The 13,974-nt window shown below is 64.7% G+C and carries 13 protein-coding genes; 5 read left to right on the forward strand and 8 right to left on the reverse strand.

What is annotated here, in order from left to right:
• Window positions 1-196 precede the first annotated feature (196 nt).
• Together OH799_RS05005 and OH799_RS05010 are read left to right on the forward strand one after the other, a co-directional pair.
• Window positions 197-1,966 (forward strand): flavin monoamine oxidase family protein, encoded by a 1,770-nt coding sequence (locus tag OH799_RS05005; protein WP_406276238.1) that lies wholly within the window; start codon window positions 197-199, stop codon window positions 1,964-1,966.
• Window positions 1,967-2,120: 154 nt separating this feature from the next.
• Window positions 2,121-2,276: a hypothetical protein gene (locus OH799_RS05010; RefSeq protein WP_406276240.1), complete on the forward strand. Its 156-nt coding sequence runs from the start codon at window positions 2,121-2,123 to the stop codon at window positions 2,274-2,276.
• 310 nt (window positions 2,277-2,586) lie between these two features.
• Here OH799_RS05010 and OH799_RS05015 read toward each other — a convergent pair whose 3' ends face one another.
• The 3 genes from OH799_RS05015 to OH799_RS05025 are packed head-to-tail and all read right to left on the reverse strand — an operon-like array spanning window position 2,587 to window position 4,742.
• Window positions 2,587-3,489 carry a haloalkane dehalogenase gene (locus tag OH799_RS05015; protein ID WP_406276242.1) on the reverse strand — a complete coding sequence of 301 codons (903 nt, stop codon included), beginning with the start codon at window positions 3,487-3,489 and terminating at the stop codon, window positions 2,587-2,589.
• A gap of 39 nt (window positions 3,490-3,528) precedes the next feature.
• Window positions 3,529-3,927: a pyridoxamine 5'-phosphate oxidase family protein gene (locus OH799_RS05020; RefSeq protein WP_406276244.1), complete on the reverse strand. Its 399-nt coding sequence runs from the start codon at window positions 3,925-3,927 to the stop codon at window positions 3,529-3,531.
• A complete protein-coding gene (locus OH799_RS05025) occupies window positions 3,924-4,742 on the reverse strand; it encodes an NAD(P)H-binding protein (RefSeq protein ID WP_406276246.1) in 819 nt (272 codons plus the stop codon). The genes OH799_RS05020 and OH799_RS05025 overlap by 4 nt, the downstream gene beginning before the upstream one ends.
• An 88-nt stretch (window positions 4,743-4,830) precedes the next feature.
• Between OH799_RS05025 and OH799_RS05030 the strand changes: the two genes are divergently transcribed.
• A complete protein-coding gene (locus OH799_RS05030; RefSeq protein ID WP_406276248.1) occupies window positions 4,831-5,220 on the forward strand; it encodes a winged helix-turn-helix transcriptional regulator in 390 nt (129 codons plus the stop codon).
• Between the two features lie 200 nt (window positions 5,221-5,420).
• Here OH799_RS05030 and OH799_RS05035 read toward each other — a convergent pair whose 3' ends face one another.
• The 4 genes from OH799_RS05035 to OH799_RS05050 all read right to left on the reverse strand — a co-directional run bounded on the left by OH799_RS05035 (window position 5,421) and on the right by OH799_RS05050 (window position 10,730).
• Window positions 5,421-5,921, reverse strand: a complete 501-nt coding sequence (locus OH799_RS05035; protein ID WP_406276250.1) for a DoxX family protein — start codon at window positions 5,919-5,921, stop codon at window positions 5,421-5,423.
• A gap of 27 nt (window positions 5,922-5,948) precedes the next feature.
• Window positions 5,949-7,238, reverse strand: a complete 1,290-nt coding sequence (locus OH799_RS05040; protein WP_406276252.1) for an APC family permease — start codon at window positions 7,236-7,238, stop codon at window positions 5,949-5,951.
• Window positions 7,239-7,720: 482 nt separating this feature from the next.
• Window positions 7,721-9,667 (reverse strand): glycoside hydrolase family 15 protein, encoded by a 1,947-nt coding sequence (locus OH799_RS05045; protein ID WP_406276254.1) that lies wholly within the window; start codon window positions 9,665-9,667, stop codon window positions 7,721-7,723.
• Between the two features lie 211 nt (window positions 9,668-9,878).
• Entirely contained in the window at window positions 9,879-10,730 is an 852-nt protein-coding gene (locus tag OH799_RS05050) for an SDR family NAD(P)-dependent oxidoreductase (protein WP_406276256.1), read from the reverse strand.
• A gap of 871 nt (window positions 10,731-11,601) precedes the next feature.
• Between OH799_RS05050 and OH799_RS05055 the strand changes: the two genes are divergently transcribed.
• Window positions 11,602-11,745, forward strand: coding sequence for a hypothetical protein (locus OH799_RS05055; protein WP_406276258.1), 144 nt, complete (start codon window positions 11,602-11,604; stop codon window positions 11,743-11,745).
• 43 nt (window positions 11,746-11,788) lie between these two features.
• Window positions 11,789-12,721 (forward strand): serine/threonine-protein kinase, encoded by a 933-nt coding sequence (locus OH799_RS05060; RefSeq protein ID WP_406276260.1) that lies wholly within the window; start codon window positions 11,789-11,791, stop codon window positions 12,719-12,721.
• A gap of 140 nt (window positions 12,722-12,861) precedes the next feature.
• Here the strand turns inward: OH799_RS05060 and OH799_RS05065 are convergent, their stop codons facing one another.
• A complete protein-coding gene (locus tag OH799_RS05065; protein ID WP_406276263.1) occupies window positions 12,862-13,656 on the reverse strand; it encodes a helix-turn-helix domain-containing protein in 795 nt (264 codons plus the stop codon).
• Window positions 13,657-13,974 lie beyond the last annotated feature (318 nt).

Raw genomic sequence — 13,974 nt, forward strand, 5'->3', positions numbered from 1 at the left:
GCCGACGCGCAGACCGAGTGGAAACTTCCGCGTTCGGTGGCGCCGTCGGCCAGGGAAACGGTGGTGTCGGACGACCGCGATTTCCGGGCATACGCCCTGGCTGATGTCCGAGATTTCAACGAAACGTTGGCACGTGTTCCGAGCAACTATCGCTCGGCGTGGCGGTTGGAACTGCCCAGTTCAAGGAGGAATAGAAATGTCGGACAGCGGGGTTTCTCGACGCCGTCTGCTGCGCACCGTGCTGGCCGCGGGCGCCGTCGCTTCCAGCGCGATCGCAACGACCGCGTGTGCGCCGTCCAGCACCGAAGACGCCGCAGTCGATCGCAGCCGTAGCCGCAGCGAGATGCTTGCCCGACAACTGTTGGGAGTCGACGAGAACGGCGACGACCTCACATTGGCCTACTTGAAGATCCTCATCGATACCGGTCTGCCCGCCACGGATACGCGCAAGAAGATCATTGTCGTCGGAGCCGGTCCGGCCGGGCTGTGCGCCGCGAACTTGCTGGCCGCTGCCGGACATCAGGTAACAGTGTTGGAAGCCAACAGAAATCGCACGGGTGGGCGGGTGAAGACGTTCCGCAATGTCTTCTCTGATCCTGCACTCTACGCCGAGGGCGGGGCCATGCGGCTGTCCAGCGTGCACCCGATGGTGCTGGCGCTTGCCGACAAGCTGGGTGTGCAGCGCAGGCCGTTCTACAGCTCCGACGTGCTCCCCGAGACTCGCACACCGCCCACTCCTCCGGTGTTCTACCGCTCCTTGACAGGCGAGGAGTGGTCCAACGGGCCGAAGCTGCAATACGTGCCGCCGCCCACGGCCGGGCGCGGTCTGATCAAGGTCAATGGAATGACTGTCACCCGTGGCGAATACGCCGCGAACCCGGGTGCGGTCCACGCCGGCTTCGGCTGCGAGCTGACAACGTCCGCCAGCGCGGCCGTCGACGCCGCGTTGCGCCAGGCCTCAGTGCGGGCCGACTGGCCGATCGAGCGGCAAGTCGAGGCCTGGACCGAGTTGCTATCCACCTACGAAAACCATTCCCTGCGAAGCTATCTTATGGAGAATGGCTGGCCGAAGGAACGTATCGAGGCCGTCGGCACCCTCGAGAATCTGACTGCCCGAGTGCGACACAGCGTCGTCTTCCCGCTCGTCGACCACAACTTGATCCCGCCCGACGCCACCTACTGGGAGTTGTCGGGCGGTATGACGACGCTCACCGATGCCATGGCCCGGAGGCTCGGGCCGGGCATCCTGATGGGTAAGCGGATGACCCGGCTCGAACAGACCGACAAGGGGGTGCGGATCTGGACCACCGGAGAGTCCGGAGACGAAGGCTCCGACGGCCGTCCCACCGGTCCGGTCGAGTCGTTCGATGCCGAATATGCGATCGTGGCCATCCCATTCACCTCGGCCCGGTTCTGCACGTTCGACCCGCTGCTGTCCTACGACAAGCGACGGGCTATCCTCGAACTGCACCACGACGCGGCGACAAAAGTACTGCTGGAGTTCCGTAGTCGTTTCTGGGAACAAGGACCGACCGGATTCCGCGGTGGGCGTTGCGTCAGCGATTCCCCGAACCGTTCCATCTATTTCCCTTCCCACACCGAGGGCTCCGACGGGGGTGTAGTGCTGGCCGCCTACACCTTTGCCGACGAAGCGATGCGCTGGGACTCACTCACCGAGGGCGAACGCATTCACTTCGCCCTGGCCGGAATGCGCGATCTGTTCGGCCCGCGCGTCGACGCCGAATTCACCGGCGTCGGTATCACACAGAGCTGGGTGCGCGCCCGCTACGCACTCGGCGAAGCTGCCATCCCGACAACCGGCCAGTTGCACGACCACCACGCTGCCTCCCGAGCGGTCGAAGGCCGAGTACATTTCGCCGGCGATCACACCAGCCTCAATACAGCTTGGATCGAAGGCGCCCTGGAAAGCGGCGTCCGCGCCGCGGTCGAGGTACATCGGCGCTGAACCGTGCCGTGCGGCCGGTGACCCGCAGGTCGAAGGTCATCGACCACAACCGGCCACGCCCACGCCCCAGGCCGCCGTGCTGGCGAGCTCGGACCGAATTTCCGCATCCGGCCGCGCCGCCCGCACGGGTCCGGTGACTGAAGAGCGCTCCGTCGTGACTGCGCAGCCGGGCGAGCACGGCACGCATCCGGCTCGGCGGCGCAGCACCGGAAACATCCAGGACGACGACGTCGACACCATCGAGCAGAACTGCGGCCTACACCGCTTACGGTCAGCGGTGCGTCGACACCTCGTATCGGTGTTCCGGTAGTAATCGCCGAAAAAGCAACGGATACGCCCATTCTCCCTGGCCGGTACAGACCGCAAAGGAGAGATTGAACGGGCCGGAACGGGCTCCCTATAGGGCCCTCATCAGGAGATACGGCATATCCGCCCGATTTTCGGCGGATACTACGGCGACCCCAGCATCACGTAAATTTTCTTGCCGGATCCGTTGTTGGCGTTGGTCGCGGCACCGATCGCGTCCTGCTGGCGAAACCTGAAGTCGCCGTGCTGCTTTTATTCAGGCGGGTTGTATGTCAGGCATCGGGTGCCGGGATCCGGAGTGTCGGTCAGCGACTTTATTGCTTGGATATGGATAGCTGCGGCTGTCTTTCGCCATCTGCTCGTAGGTTGTGCTTGTCCAGCCAGGAGGTGATGGCGGTGGCGATCGTTTCGGGTCGGTCTTCCGGGGTGTGGTGGCCAGCGATGAGATCGTGTTCGGCGATTTCTATACCGGTGATGTTGGCGGCACACCATGCGTTGAGTTCTGGTCCCATCATTGATCCGGGGCCGGGTTGAAAGGTGAGCAGCAGCTTGGGGATCTCGACACTGGTCGTCAGCCAGTCGTCGTACCGTTCGATTCTGGCCACGACGTCGGCTGGTTCCCCGCCTAGTGGCATCGCACGCGCCCATTGCAGCAGTGGTATGCGACTCTCGCGCGTCGGGTATGGCTTGCGGTAGGTGTCCAGATCTTCCACGGCGAGGGGAATGGCGACGCTGCCGGGCAGTATTTCGATGAACATGTTCTGGTCGAGCATCATCGCCTCGCCGGTTCCCGGGGTCTTGATGGATTCGAACAGTTCACGCCCGGCCGCGGGGAATTCCTGCCAAGACATGGGTTTCACGATCGTCTCGGTGAACGCGATGCCGCGCACCCGGCCGGGATGGCGGGCTGCCCAGTCGAAGGCGAGTGCGCCGCCCCAGTCATGTCCGATCAGGATGACGTCGTCCAGGCCGACGGCGTCAAACCAAGCGTCGAGGTATCGAGAGTGATCATCGAAGGTGTAGGCGATATCCGGCTTGCCCGAGTTCCCCATCCCGATCAGGTCGGGCGCGAGTCTGCGGCCGGGGTCGCCGACGGCCGGCAGGATGTGCCGCCACAGGTACGAGGAGGTGGGGTTGCCGTGCAGGAAGATCAGCGGCACACCGGTGCCGATCTCCTGGTAGAAGATCGTCGAGTCAAGGACGTGTGTGACAGGCATGTGCTTTCTCCGTGTTCAGATTTGGTTCGACCATCAAGGTCAGGTGTTTAGGGTCATGACGCGGTCGACCGCGATCGTGACGACGACCCGCCCGGGCGGGTTGGGCGGCGGCGACTGATAGCGCCTGGTGTACCGGGACACGCCGTCGGCCACCTCGCGTGAATCGTTGGACACAGTCGCCGTGCCCTCGAGCGTGATCCAGCGAAAACCGTCCACCTGGCACAGGGCGACGCGGCTGCCCGGGTTCGCCGACAGGTTGCGGACCTTGCGCGAGGAGTCCACCGTCATGATCCTGGCCAGCCCCACGTCACTCTCCCAGGTGAAGCGAACCGGCACAGCGTGCAGCGAGCCGTCCGGCCGAATGGTCGTCAGTGTGGCAGACAGCGGTTCGGCCAAGAAGGCCTCGACCGAGGCCGACAGCGGCTTCTGGCGGGTCACTTGAACGCTGTAATGGTGCGTGCCACCCATTCGGCGAAGGTGCGGGGTGGGCGTCCGAGGAGCCGTTCGATATCAGGGCTGACGGCCTGCTCGGCGGCGGACGGTGTGCCGAGCGCGTCAAGGGTGGCTTCCACGACCGGCTCGGGCATGTACCTCAGCATCTGGGTCCGCGCTTCCGCCCGGCTCTGCTCGACGAACCTCACCGACTCGCCCAGTGCGGCACCGATCGCCGCGGCCTGCTGCCGGGGTGAGATCGGTTCCGGCCCGGTCAGCGTATAGATGTTGCCCTGGTGTCGTGGCTCGCGCAGCGCGATGGCGGCTACCTCGGCGATGTCGGCCGGGTCGATGGCCGGGACTGCGACATTACCGAACGGCGCCGCGACCACCCGCTGTGTCCGGACCGTATCGGCCCATTGAAGCGAGTTGGAGTCGAAGTTGCCCGGCCGCAGCATCGTCCATTCCGGACCTGACTGCTTAACAGCATCTTCGAGCACCGAGGGGTGACGTCCCGTGCCCACGCCATGGGACGACAACAGAACCACGCGCGGGACATCGGCCGCCCGCACGACGTCGAGGCCGGCATTGATATCGCCGTTCGCCATGAAGTCTGGGGAGGTCAGCAGAAATAACACCGCAGCTCCCTGGAAGGCTGGCTCGAGGCTCTGCGGCTCGGCCAAGTCGGCCTGGTGATGCCGGACTCCCGCCGGTACCCCGGTCTCGCTCCGGGACACGGCGATCACCGGCTCACCAGCCCGAACGAGTGCCTGCATGAGCGGCTGCCCGACATTTCCGGTCGCTCCCGTCACCACCATCATCTCTGTCTCCTGTTCGGCGATTGTTCAACGCACTCGGCGACGCTACTATCTATGAGCTAGTAGGTACCTAGAGGAAAGCGGGTTTCAGGTGACCGAGACCACATCGCAGGTCCCTCCGGAACTGGCTTGCCCAATCGCACCGGTGGTCGATCTCGTCTTCAGCCGCTGGACCACGCCGATCCTGTGGACGCTCAACGAGTTCGGTCGGCAACGGTTCAGCGAGTTGGAACGCCGTATCACAACAATCACGCCCAAGGTCCTGACGCAGCGGCTCCGGCAACTGGAACGCGACGGACTTGTCGTGCGCAGCTATCACCCCGAGGTCCCACCCCGGGTGGAGTACGAGATCAGCGCACTGGGGCGCAGCCTGGCACCACTTTTCGCAACACTCGCCGAATGGTCGGTCAATTTGGACAAGGTCGATCAGGCCCGACGGGACTACGACGCCCGCGACCGGGTCCCTCACCGTCGAACCTGATCCGAAGGAGTGGTAGTGACCTGCTGCCCAGCATGCTCGCCGGTCACCGCACCGGACCGTTGTTCCTGACCGATCTACGGCAGCGAGACGTGCTTTTCGGCTCGGCAGCTCGATCTACGACTGGCACGATCCTTTCGGCAAGCTGTTCCCTGCAAACTCTCGCGATCACTCGTCGGCGGCTGAATAGAGGGGGTGGTGCTCTATCGCGAACGCGCACGCACCGTACTCGGTGCGAGACTGCGGTCGAGGCGAGCGTCCAAGGACCACGGGCCCGCGCCCACGATGAGCAGGAATACGCTGCCGCACAGCTGGGCGAGGTCTGTGCGGGATTCGTGGATGAGGTCCCACCATCCGGATTTGCCGGCGAACAGTGCCGCGTCGCCCCACAGGATGGGCAATTTCGTGATCAGCAGTGCGCCGAGCATGTTCACGATCATCGGTATCGCTGCTAGCCGAGTGCACAAACCGGCCAGGATCGCTGCGCCGCAGGCAATTTCGAAGACCCCGTCTACGGGGGCGAAGAATCCAGACGCGGGGATACCGGCCTTGTCGAACCGCCCGGTGCCCAGCGTGCCGGGGTAGAGGAACTTCTGGATGCCCTCGAAGAAGAACACCGCTCCCACGTAGAGGCGGATCCAGATCACCGCAGCCGGCGCCGTCGTCGCGGTCAGCCGAGCCAGCCAAGTGTTGTGGTCGGACATACGACACCCCTTCCGATCGTGGGCACGCTACTGCCAGTCTTTCGGTGCTGTGGTGGCAACGGAAGTGAAGCGGCGGCGTGCGGCGTAGACCACGGCGCCCACGGCCATCACCGCGAGCCCGGCCAGCACCGACCGCCCCGGCAGCGTGAACGCCAGAACGAGGCATCCCGCCAGCCCAAGCACCGGGATGACCGGGGCAGGCCGTCCCTCGGCCGGAGTCAACGTCCACGCGGCCGCGTTGGCGACGGCGTAGTAGAGCAGCACACCGAAGGACGAGAATCCGATCGCGGCACGGACGTCGGTGATTGCCGCGGCGACGGCCACGATCCCACCGACGGCGATCTCGGCGCGGTACGGCACCGCGAAACGTGGATGCACTGCCGCCAACATGTGGGGCAGGTGATGGTCACGGGCCATGGCCAAGGTCGTACGCGACACACCGAGGATCAGCGCTAGCAGCGAACCCAGCGCGGCGATCACGGCTCCGGCCCGCACCACCGGCTCGAGCCAGCCCGCACCTGCCTCCTGTACAAGACGTGACAGCGGTGCGGCTGCCTCGGATAGCCCTGGTCCCAGGACTGTGAGCGCCGCTGCGGCGACGCCCGCGTACACGAGCAGGGTGATGCCGAGTGCCAGCGGGATCGCGCGCGGGATCGTGTGCGCGGGATCACGAACTTCCTCACCGAGGGTGGCGATCCGCGCGTATCCGGCGAAGGCGAAGAACAGTAGACCTGCCGCCTGCAGGACCCCGCCGACGGTGACGTCGGAACCGAACGCCAGCCGTGCGGAATCGGTGATGGGGGAGGCGAGTGCCGCCGCCACCACAACGCCGAGCACCGCCAGCACGATTCCCACGATCAGCCGCGTCAGCACCGCGGATTTCCGCACGCCGCGATAGTTGACCGCCGTCAACGCGACGACTGCCGCTACGGCGACGGCGTGCGCATACTCGGGCCAGGCGTACGTGCCGACGGTCAACGCCATGGCCGCGCACGATGCGGTCTTACCGACTACGAAACCCCACCCCGCGAGGTACCCCCAGAATTCGCCGAGCCGTTCGCGGCCGTACACATACGCCCCTCCCGAGGTCGGGTAGCGTGCGGCCAACCGCGCTGACGAAGTCGCGTTGCAGTACGCCACCACCGCCGCTACCGCAAGTCCGAACAACAGCCCCGACCCCGCCGCGCGCGCCGCCGGAGCCAGGGCCGCGAAGATTCCCGCTCCGATCATGGAGCCGAGCCCGATCACGACCGCATCGCTCACCCCCAGACTCCGCCGCAGCTCGTCTGGCACATTCGTCGGCGATCTCCTGGACACCCTGCTCCTATCGCCCACCCGAGTCCGGCCGGTTCGATCAAATCCGCTTAATGTATCTGGCGCAATCCTCTGGTCGTGGAGCCACCGCGTCAAGCCGTCCCGGCGTTCGTGCAACTGGCCGACCATCCGTTGCGGTGACGGCTGGTGGCGGAACTGTCCGGCAGCGATTACGGGTGTGTGAGTTGTTGACGCTGGTGGACGAGCCGCGAAACCTGGTCGCTTACCCCGCCCAGATCGACACCCGCAATCCGGTATCTGTTGCCGGTCCTTGCCGCCAACAAGGGAGTAAACGAAAACCGCATCCGGCGATTACGCCAGCGTCCGTTACCTGGTCGATGACGTGCAGGGAGAAGTCCGCTGAGCCGTTGTTGACCCAGCCACAGACAATCAAGGGGTTTCCTCCTCGGTCTGCGAATGCCGCAGCGTCTGCCTCTGTCAACGCAAATTGCCGAAGAAACGCCCTGTAATCGTCGAGGTCGAGGTCAGCGGTGGATGTATCCCAGTGTGAATGGTGCGTCGTCCAGTCGTGGGGCGATCGATTCCCCGCCGAGTTCCTGCCGCAGTGTGGCTTGTTCGTCTCGGATGACGTGCATAACGGCGTTGATCAGGGCAAGGTGGGTGAACGCCTGGGGGTAGTTGCCCCAGTGCCGGCCGGTTCGAGGGTCGATTTCCTCGGCGTAGAGGCCCAAGGGGCTGGCGTAGGCAAGCAATTTCTCGCACAGCTGTTTGGCTCGCTTCTTTTCGCCGATCTCCGACAGCGCCGAGACCAGCCAGAACGAGCAGATCGTGAAAGTGCCTTCTTCCCCGGCTAATCCGTCGTCGGTTTCATCGACGCGGTATCGCAGGACGAGGCCGTCTTCGGTCAGTTCGTCGGCGATGGCCATCACGGTGTTGCGTACCCGATCGTCGTCGGGGGGCAGGAAACGAACCAGTGGGATGAGCAGCGTCGAAGCGTCCAGCGCCGTGCTGCCGTAGTACTGGGTGAACACCTGTCGGGAGTCGACCGCATGCGTACATATGTCGGCGTGGATTTCCTCGGCGGCCTGTTGCCAGCGATGCGCGCGTTCGAAATCCTGGTGGATTCGGGCCAGCCGGGCGCCGCGATCGGCGGCGACCCAACACATGACTTTGCTGGAGGTGAAGTGTTGGGGCTTCCCGCGAACTTCCCAAATACCATGGTCGGGCTCGCGCCAGCAGGTGAGGGCGCTTTTGACCGCCCGGCCCAACAGCGGCCACGCCCGCGCGTCGATTTGATCTTGGTGTCGGGCGTACAGATAGACCGAGTCCAGCGCCGCGCCCCACACATCGTGCTGGCGTTGCCGGTATGCGTTGTTGCCGATGCGCACGGGGCCGGCATTGTCGTAGCCACGCAGATGGGTGAGGGTCTGCTCGGTGAGGTCGGTTTCGCCGCCGATGCCGTACACGATCTGCATGTCCGCAGTTTCTTCGGCCAAGTCTAGAATGTACGAGAAGAAGTCGTTCGCCTCCCAGCTGAAGCCCAATGTGTACAGACCCCACAGCGCGAAGGCGGAATCGCGGATCCACGAGTATCGATAGTCCCAATTGCGTTGCCCACCTGGTGTTTCGGGCAATGACGTGGTGGCGGCGGCAGCGATGGCACCGGTAGGGGCGAAAGTCAGACCCTTGAGGGTCAACGCACTGCGGGTGAGCTGGGCCGTCCACGGATGGTCCGGAAATCGGCCGCCCGCCAGCCAGTGCCGCCAATGGTGGATCGTCCGCAGCAGCCGTTCCTCGGCCTCGTCAACGGCACGGGGGGCGTCGCGACTGCCCCAGGAGAGCGCGCAGAAGCGTGTGTCGCCCGTCTTCAGCAGGGTGCGGGCAACCGCGTGCGTACCCTCCAGGCCCAAGCGCATGTCGGTGCTCAACGTCAGCCGCAGATCGATCCCGTCAGCGCTGGCCTGCGCGAGGTGGTAGCTGTCGAGGTATTCCCAATGAGCGCGATGCCTGCCGTAATCGAAGGCCGGCTGGCAGTCGAGCCCGAACTGGATCTGCCCGGTCTCACAGTGCACCGTCCGCAGCAGAATGTGCTCGGCGTCGTAGTCGGTGGGAGTTCGACGATGTGCGCTACGGCCTGGTTTTTGGTGCCGCCAGGGCCCGACCAGCAGCACATCGCGCACCGTCGCCCACCCTTCGCCGCTGCGCCAGCTCGTCTCCATGACCATCGTGCCCGGGATGTAGCGGCGATCAGTGGGCACCACGAAGCCGTCGGGAGCGAACCGAAACGACCCGGCGGAACGATCGAGTATGGCCGAGAAAACACTGGGGGAGTCCATACGGGGTAGACACATCCACTCGATCGCCCCATTGGGGGCGATAAGGGCGCTGACCTCGCAGTCGGAGATGAAACCGTAGTCGTCGATGCGCGGGAACGCCGTGAGCCGCGGCGTACGTTCGCTCTCGTAGTCCATGCGTTGCTCCATCGTCATCAGAGCGCTGACATATGACTGGCTATTCCACGCGATTACCTCGTGAACCACCTTCCTCTCGACCAAACTGCGAGCGGGATCGGGGAAGAAGTATTGGGGCGAAGTTGCCCGCCAAGTGAACCAACCTCGAACCACGACGTCGACTGGGCCGAGCGCAGGCGTGGCAGCCGCACCGACACCGGACCGATAGCGCTCAGGGCTTGTCTGGGGACGAGATTTCGCGGGCGCGCACCTGGACCAGAATGTCCCGTAGTTTTCCGGCGCGGGCGAGGACAATGTCGCCGAGCGGACCGACAATGCCACGCAGCCAGTCCAGGGGGCGCCACAGGGCGGGGGCCACCACTCGGGTGCGGTTGCGTTCTACCGCCCTCAAGATTTCCTTGGCAGCCCGGTCGGGGCTGATGCGCTTGGTGAGCATGCGCGGGAACAGTTTTTCCGTCTTCTCGAACAGCGGGTCACCTACCTTGGTGCCGTTCACCAGGTCGGTATCGACGAAGCCGAAATACGCTGTGGTGATGCCGATCCCGGCCACCGACAGTTCGACACGCAGCGTGCGCGCGAGCGCCTCGACACCGGCCTTGCTGACCGCGTATGGTGCGCCGAGCACGCCGTTAACGAACGAGTACACCGAGGCGACCACGACCAGTCGGCCGCGGCTTGCGCCCAGGTGCGGCAAACCGGCCTGCACCGTGTTCCACGCCCCGCGCAGATTTACGCCGATCACCCGGTCGAACTCGGCGAGGCTGGTGCCTGCGACGGTTGCCATCTTCGGCGCCACTCCGGCATTGGCGACAACCACGTCGATGCCACCGAGCTCGGCCGCGGCCGCCGCGACAGCCGCCGACAGTCCCTCGGGATCAGTGACATCGGCGACGAAAGCCGAAGCTGCGGAACCGAGTTCCGTCACCACTTGCTTCAGCTCGAGTTCATCTCGATCGAGCAGTGCCACCCGGGCGCCCCGCGCGATCGCGCCGCGCGCGGTGGCCAGACCGATGCCGCGCGCCGCGCCGGTGATCACCACCCGCTTGCCGTCGAGGTCCGTCATCGGGCCACCGCCCGCCCGTGCCCGCGGTCGGCGCAATCGACGGTCTGAACTACTCGCGCACAGGCCGGATGTGGCCTGGATCGGGCGGCAATCACCATGCCGTTCGCAGTGAGATACCGACCGGGCCAGTCGGCGGTGAATTCCGTGCCGTCGAGACGCACTTGCAGCTCCTTGCTGAATAGATTCCTGGACGTTAGAAGGTAGACGATGCTATTGGCGCACGGCCAGTCATTCGGGGCAGTTGCCTGGATGAGCAACTCCGAAGCCTGGTCAGTGGGTCGTATGCAATCAGTGACTGGGCGACCGTGGATCCGATCAGATTGTGGTGCCAGATGCGGCAGTCACCGCAAGGAATCGCCGAAGGCGAGACGCCCCAGGAAGTACGCGATGCCTCGAACGCTTTCTCGCCGAGGATGTTCGGCGATCATGATCACCGACGACGATGGACTGCCAAGGTGACGGCACGAGCGGCTAGCAGCGATACCCCAGGACTGGGACGGCGCCGGGCGCCGAAGCCGCTGCCACCGAAGTGTGGAAATCGAGTGCGGCGAAACGCAAATCTATGTACCGGAGGCGGTTGCGCGTCTCGGAAGAACGATGATCGCGCTTACTGCGCTGGCCGACCAGCACGGAAAACGCACAGATCTGTTCGGGCATGTTCCTGGGCCGGAGTACAAGCTACATGCGACGCCCTCTACGCGGCCGGCCGGATCACCTGTAGTGCTCTCCAGTAGTACCCCGCCCTCGTCGACCACGAAGTGGCTTCGATCACAACGCAATTCACGAGACTCTTCGAGAGCGTTGAGGTCGTCCCTCCGGCATACGGTTCACCGCTCGGTCGACTATTGTCCAGTACACACAATGGCCCACTGTGCCGACCAATGCCGCCCTGCCGGCAATCCAGGACATTCTCGCGGCCAGCTACGTGAGCACATACCGAAATGTGGTCCGGGCGAATACCCTTCCGGAAGTAGTGGACATCCGGCACGCAGCGGGCACCGGCGAACTATGGTGAGGCGGTGGTACTCGAGCCAGGTCACCAGTTTGCGGGATTTGTTGTGAAGGCCCGGCTGGGTCATGGCGGCAGCAGCGAAGTGTATCTGGCCGAGGATCCGGAACGGTCGCGGCCTGTGTCACTGAAGATTCTGGGGCCGGACGACAGCCGGTCGCCCGAGGCGCGGGCGCGATTTGTGCACGAGTTCGACATTTTGTCCGCGCTACGACACCCCAACATCGTGCGGATGTACACGCACGGTGAAAACGACGGCAGGCTGTGGTCAGCGCGTGAGTATGTGGCAGGCGCGACGGTGTCGACGTTGGTGCGAATGCCGCACCAGCACCCGGATCTGCGGCAGGTGCTCCACGTGCTGACTCAGGTCGCGGCGGGATTGGATTTCGCGCACGCAAACGGTGTGGTCCATCTCGACGTGAAACCGGCGAATGTGTTGATGGGCGCGGACGACCCCGCGACAGTGAAAATCTCGGACTTCGATCAGGCCCGGTGGCTCCAGCGGCCCGAACCGCCCCTGGCCACCAACGGTTTCGTCGTCGTGTCGGTGCCGTATGCCGCGCCGGAACTGCTGCAGGCGGGCACGGTGTCCCCGGCCACGGACCAGTACGCGTTGGCCTGCTCGGCCATCGACCTGCTCACCGGCCGGCCGCCGTTCTTCCGCGCCGACCTCATGGCCACTGCGGAGGCCCAACTGCAGGATCCACCACCCAAGATCTCCGAGCGCCAACACTGGATCCCGCCCGAGGTCGACGCGATCCTGCATCGGTCGCTCGCAAAGGATCCCAGTGCCCGCTACGACTCGTGCACCGAACCCATCCGCTTGCTGACCGAGGCACTCCACGACATCGATCCCCGCCCTCTCGCCCCCTTCCTGAACCGTCTGAAAGTGGCATTCACCCGATCGCATTTGCTGAATGCCACATTCAGACGGAAAGAAGGGGAGGCGACAGGGGCGCGGACGGGGTCCGGCACGCGATAGGACGTCCGCCGGGAATGTTCTGCCGCTGCTGTTAGCAGGAAGGTATGACCCCGTTACGAAGTGGCGCCGCTTCAGCCACCGCTCCCGGACGATACCGGCTCTCGGGCACGAGAGCCACGCTGGTGTCGCTCGATACCGAATCAGCGGTCTGTTCGGTTGTCGACCCAGGAATCGCGAGGTACGCGAGTCCCCGCACCATTGCCCGGCGGGAAATGACGGAGGCAATGGTCGATCCGGTCCGCCGCGGACCTGACAAGGTCGGTCAAACCCGGCGGGGGCTGGGGAGTCAGAACCAGCCCGGTGATGGTCGCGGGTAGGTGTCCGTCGGTGCTGCGCAACGGCGCTGCGACACAGCTCATTCCGACGGCGCCGTCGGAATGATCGGAAATGACGAAACCTCGATCGCGCACACTGCGTACGATTTGCCGCCACTGCGATGCGGACAACGGCACCCTGGGCCCCCACACATCGCCGGAAACCATGAGGGAGTACCAGGCGGCAGCCAGCGGAGTGTAGACGGCATTCAAATCCGGAGGAAGCAACCAGCAGCGATCTCCCCGGGCGGCGGCCGTCACCAGACGCCCCTGTCCGGAATACAGCACATACACACCCACGGCATCCGCCGAACCGATCAATGCTCGCACCGGATCGGCGGCTGCCCGGCCGAGGACGGGATCCGGTTGCCAGGAACGACCCAATCGAGCGGTGAGCGAGCCCATGAAGTAGCGATGGTCGATCCGCTCGACGGCGCCGACCGCGACCAAGTGATCCGCGATGCGGTGGGCGGTGGTCTTGGCAAGACCGGCTTCCCGCGCCAACTCGCTCAGTCCGAGGCCCCGGTCCGCACCACTCAGCACCTCCAACACCGTGAACGCCCGCTCGAGCACCCCGCGCTCGCTTTTGCGGTCCTTGACGGGTGAGTGCACCGCTGGCATATCAATAGTGTGCGACATCAGCCGCCGACATTCACACCCCCAGTGCACCACCCGACCCACCGAGCAGCTCGGGAGGATCGGTGTTGTAGACCATGCTGCAACACGAACCCCTACCTATGGCTCATACCACGCAGACGGGATAGAAAATTAGCGTGGGAATACAAATCCCGAGACTCCACGGAAAGAGGAACCACAACGCGGCCGGCTGGACCGCTTCGCTCGATACCGGTACTGGCGCCGGTGCCGGCGCTGGTGCCGGTTCAGCGGAGGCCATACCCGAACCCATGGCGATTACCGGAGCCATCGCTACGGCTGCTG

The organism is Nocardia sp. NBC_00881 (genome assembly GCF_045207455.1).
Classification (GTDB): Bacteria; Actinomycetota; Actinomycetes; order Mycobacteriales; family Mycobacteriaceae; genus Nocardia.

Excerpts from the sequence above, each read along its gene's own strand:
- OH799_RS05025 (WP_406276246.1), bottom strand. The coding sequence starts at position 4,742 with ATGATGGTGGTGACGGGAGCGACCGGAAATGTCGGGCAGCCGCTCATG.
- OH799_RS05065 (WP_406276263.1), bottom strand. The coding sequence starts at position 13,656 with ATGCCAGCGGTGCACTCACCCGTCAAGGACCGCAAAAGCGAGCGCGGG.
- OH799_RS05050 (WP_406276256.1), bottom strand. The coding sequence starts at position 10,730 with ATGACGGACCTCGACGGCAAGCGGGTGGTGATCACCGGCGCGGCGCGC.
- OH799_RS05005 (WP_406276238.1), top strand. The coding sequence starts at position 197 with ATGTCGGACAGCGGGGTTTCTCGACGCCGTCTGCTGCGCACCGTGCTG.
- OH799_RS05035 (WP_406276250.1), bottom strand. The coding sequence starts at position 5,921 with ATGTCCGACCACAACACTTGGCTGGCTCGGCTGACCGCGACGACGGCG.
- OH799_RS05045 (WP_406276254.1), bottom strand. The coding sequence starts at position 9,667 with ATGGACTACGAGAGCGAACGTACGCCGCGGCTCACGGCGTTCCCGCGC.
- OH799_RS05015 (WP_406276242.1), bottom strand. The coding sequence starts at position 3,489 with ATGCCTGTCACACACGTCCTTGACTCGACGATCTTCTACCAGGAGATC.